The sequence below is a fragment of the Piscinibacter sp. genome, from assembly GCF_050175855.1.
Lineage (GTDB): Bacteria > Pseudomonadota > Gammaproteobacteria > Burkholderiales > Burkholderiaceae_C > Piscinibacter.
This window is the reverse complement of record NZ_JBFXIO010000523.1, coordinates 1-2,913: the sequence shown is the minus strand read 5'-3', so window position 1 is coordinate 2,913 and position 2,913 is coordinate 1. Positions and strand designations below refer to the sequence as shown.

At 69.4% G+C, this 2,913-nt stretch carries 4 protein-coding genes and 1 pseudogene; 4 read left to right on the top strand and 1 reads right to left on the bottom strand.

Annotated elements, in window-relative coordinates; translation table 11 throughout:
- A pseudogene (locus tag AB7U92_RS25055) lies at positions 1-448 on the top strand (ABC transporter substrate-binding protein); the annotation flags it as partial.
- Here the strand turns inward: AB7U92_RS25055 and AB7U92_RS25050 are convergent.
- Entirely contained in the window at positions 449-685 is a 237-nt protein-coding gene (locus AB7U92_RS25050; protein WP_428583246.1) for a hypothetical protein, read from the bottom strand. It abuts the pseudogene before it with no gap.
- A 127-nt stretch (positions 686-812) separates the two neighbouring features.
- Between AB7U92_RS25050 and AB7U92_RS25045 the strand changes: the two genes are divergently transcribed.
- The 3 genes from AB7U92_RS25045 to AB7U92_RS25035 all read left to right on the top strand — a co-directional run.
- Positions 813-1,637 carry an ABC transporter ATP-binding protein gene (locus tag AB7U92_RS25045; protein ID WP_428583244.1) on the top strand — a complete coding sequence of 275 codons (825 nt, stop codon included), beginning with the start codon at positions 813-815 and terminating at the stop codon, positions 1,635-1,637.
- Between the two features lie 3 nt (positions 1,638-1,640).
- The gene (locus tag AB7U92_RS25040) at positions 1,641-2,468 is read left to right on the top strand and encodes an ABC transporter permease (RefSeq protein ID WP_428583242.1); all 828 of its coding nucleotides are present in this window, start codon (positions 1,641-1,643) and stop codon (positions 2,466-2,468) included.
- Between the two features lie 13 nt (positions 2,469-2,481).
- Positions 2,482-2,913 (top strand): alkaline phosphatase PhoX (locus AB7U92_RS25035; protein WP_428583240.1); only part of this gene is annotated, 432 nt, incomplete at its 3' end.

Here is a 2,913-nt window from a genome sequence, read left to right as displayed (position 1 = left end):
CACGCTGCTGCAGCGCTCGGGAGACCTGAAGATCGTCTCTGACACGCGCATCGTCGCCGAGGCCGACAAGGTGTTCGGCGGGCCGATGCCGGCCGGTTGCCTCTACGCGCCGCAGGCCTTCGTCGAGAAGCATCCGGGCACGGTGCAGGCGCTGGTCAACGCGATGGTGCGGGCCGACCGGTGGATCCAGGCCGCCGGGCCGGGCGAGATCATCAAGGCGGTGCCGGAGAACTACCTGCTCGGCGATCGCGCGGTCTACATCGACGCCTTCATGGCGGCCAAGGGCGCGCTGTCGCCCGACGGCCTGTTCCCGGAAGCCGGTGCCGCCACCGCCGTGCGTGCGCTGCAGAGCATCGACGCGACGCTGAAGGACGTGAAGTTCGACCTGGCCGGCGCCTACACGAACGAGTTCGTTCGCAAGGCGCTGGCCAAGGCCGCCCGCGGCTGACTATTTCTTCAGCGGGCCGGGATTGGCGGCGAGGTACTTCTCCATCTCCTCGGGCGAGACGAGGCCGTCCTTGTTGCTGTCGATGCGGCTCCAGTCGCGGCCCGTTTCGCTCGACGGTGCCGCAGCGACCTGCGTGGTGGGGGCGGCGGCCATCGGCTTGCCCATATCGGTGGCGGCACAGCCGGCGGAAGCGAGGACGACCAGGCCGAGCGCGGCCCAGTGGCTGGCGTTCTTCATCATGTCTCCTGGGTGAAGTGGGGTTGACGCAGCACGCGCTGCGGCGGCATGGAGCGCGGTGCGGCGCGCGAAGTTCCGTGCCTTGCGCAGCATCCCTACACTGCGCAAGCCTTTGAGCCTGAATGCCATGACCACCCCCAACCCCACCCCGTTGCCGCCCGCGCTCGAACTGCAGCGCGTGAGCTGCACCTTCGTCGACCGCCACGACGCCACGCAGCGCTATACCGCCGTGCGCGACGTGACGCTGACGGTGGGCGCCGGCGAGTTCGTCAGCGTGGTCGGGCCGACCGGCTGCGGCAAGAGCACGCTGCTCAACGTGGCGGCCGGCCTGCTCGCGCCCAGCAGCGGCAGCGTGCGCGTGTTCGGCGCGCCGCTGGGCGGCATCAACGCCCGTGCCGGCTACATGTTCCAGGCCGAGAGCCTGATGCCCTGGCGCACCGCGCTGGGCAACGTGATGGCCGGGCTGGAGTTCCGCGGCGCGGCCGATGCGCAAGAGCGTGCTCAGGAATGGCTCCGGCGCGTCGGCCTCGGCGGCTTCGGCGACCGCTATCCGCACCAGCTCAGCGGCGGCATGCGCAAGCGCACCTCGCTGGCGCAGACGCTGGCGCTGGACCCCGACATCATCCTGATGGACGAGCCGTTCTCCGCGCTCGACATCCAGACCCGGCAGCTGATGGAGAACGAGGTGCTGGCCCTGTGGGCGGCGAAGCGAAAGGCCGTCCTGTTCATCACCCACGACCTCGACGAAGCGATCGCGATGAGCGACCGTGTGGTCGTGCTTTCGGCCGGGCCGGCCTCGCGACCGATCGGCGAGTTCGTCGTCGACCTCGAGCGCCCGCGCGACGTGGCCGAGGTGCGCACCACGCCGCGCTTCATCGAACTGCACCGGGCGATCTGGTCGGTGCTGCGCGACGAGGTGCTCAAGGGCTATCAGCAGCAGCTGGCCGCCTGAACCATGTGGAAGCTCATCAAGCCGAGGCCCGGCAACCTTCGCGCATGGCAGCTGGCCGTGCTGGCCGCCGTGTTCGGCGCCTGGCATGTGCTCACCAAGCCGGGACTGATCCCGCCCTTCGTGTTCGACAACGATCGCCAGGCCGCCTTCTTCTTCGGCGAGCCGGTGGTGATCTTCGGCCGCATCTGGGCCTGGTTCGTCACCAATGCCGACATCTACGAGCACCTGTGGGTCACCCTGGTCGAGACGGTGCTGGCCTTCGGCATCGGCACTGCGCTGGGCCTGGTGGCCGGCCTGTGGCTCGCGCTCAGCCCGATGGCGGCGGCCATCCTCGACCCCTACATCAAGGCGCTGAACAGCATGCCGAGGGTGATCCTCGCGCCGATCTTCGCGGTGTGGTTCGGGCTGGGCATCGCCAGCAAGGTGGCGCTGGGCGTCACGCTGGTGTTCTTCATCGTCTTCTTCAACGTCTACCAGGGCGTGAAGGAGGTCAGCCCGGTGGTTCTGGCCAATGCGCGCATGCTTGGCGCCAACTCGCGGCAGCTGCTGCGCCATGTCTACCTGCCCAGCGCTACCAGCTGGGTGTTCAGCTCGCTGCACACCAGCGTGGGCCTGGCCTTCGTCGGCGCGGTGGTGGGCGAGTACCTGGGCTCCTCGCGCGGCGTGGGCTACCTCATCCTGCAGGCCGAGGGCGCCTTCGATATCAATACCGTGATGGCCGGCATCCTGGTGCTGACCGCCTTCGCGCTGGTGCTCGACGCGGCGGTGGGGCGCATCGAGCGGCGGCTGATGAAGTGGCAGCCGCGCAGCGGCGAGACCGAGAAGCTCTGACGGAGACGACGCGATGGCCAAGGACTTCGACGCAATGGAAGACAGCAACCGCTCGGCCAACCCGAGCATCCACGAGGTCTCGGATCCGGCGCGGCGGCTGTGGGTCGGCGGTGGCCTGGCGGCATTGGCCGGCGGCGTGCTGGCGCCCTGGCTGGCCGGTTGCGCGAGTGGCCCGGTCCTCGGCGGACCGCTGCTCGGCTTCAAGGGGATTCCGGCGAGCCAGGCCGATGCGATCACCGTGCCCGAGGGCTACGTCGCCGACGTCATCGCGCCCTGGGGCGAGCCGGTGGGGGTGCCTGGCGCGATGCCGGCCTGGCGCGAGGATGCCTCGACCAGTGCTGCCGACCAGGCGCTGCAGATGGGCATGCACCACGACGGCATCCACTTCTACCCGCTCGAAGGCAGCAGCACCCGCGGCCTGCTGGCCATGAACCACGAGTACGTC

What these genes read in the sequence shown, in the direction of transcription:
- AB7U92_RS25045 (WP_428583244.1), top strand. Translation starts at nt 813, where the DNA reads ATGACCACCCCCAACCCCACCCCGTTGCCGCCCGCGCTCGAACTGCAG.
- AB7U92_RS25040 (WP_428583242.1), top strand. Translation starts at nt 1,641, where the DNA reads ATGTGGAAGCTCATCAAGCCGAGGCCCGGCAACCTTCGCGCATGGCAG.
- AB7U92_RS25050 (WP_428583246.1), bottom strand. Translation starts at nt 685, where the DNA reads ATGAAGAACGCCAGCCACTGGGCCGCGCTCGGCCTGGTCGTCCTCGCT.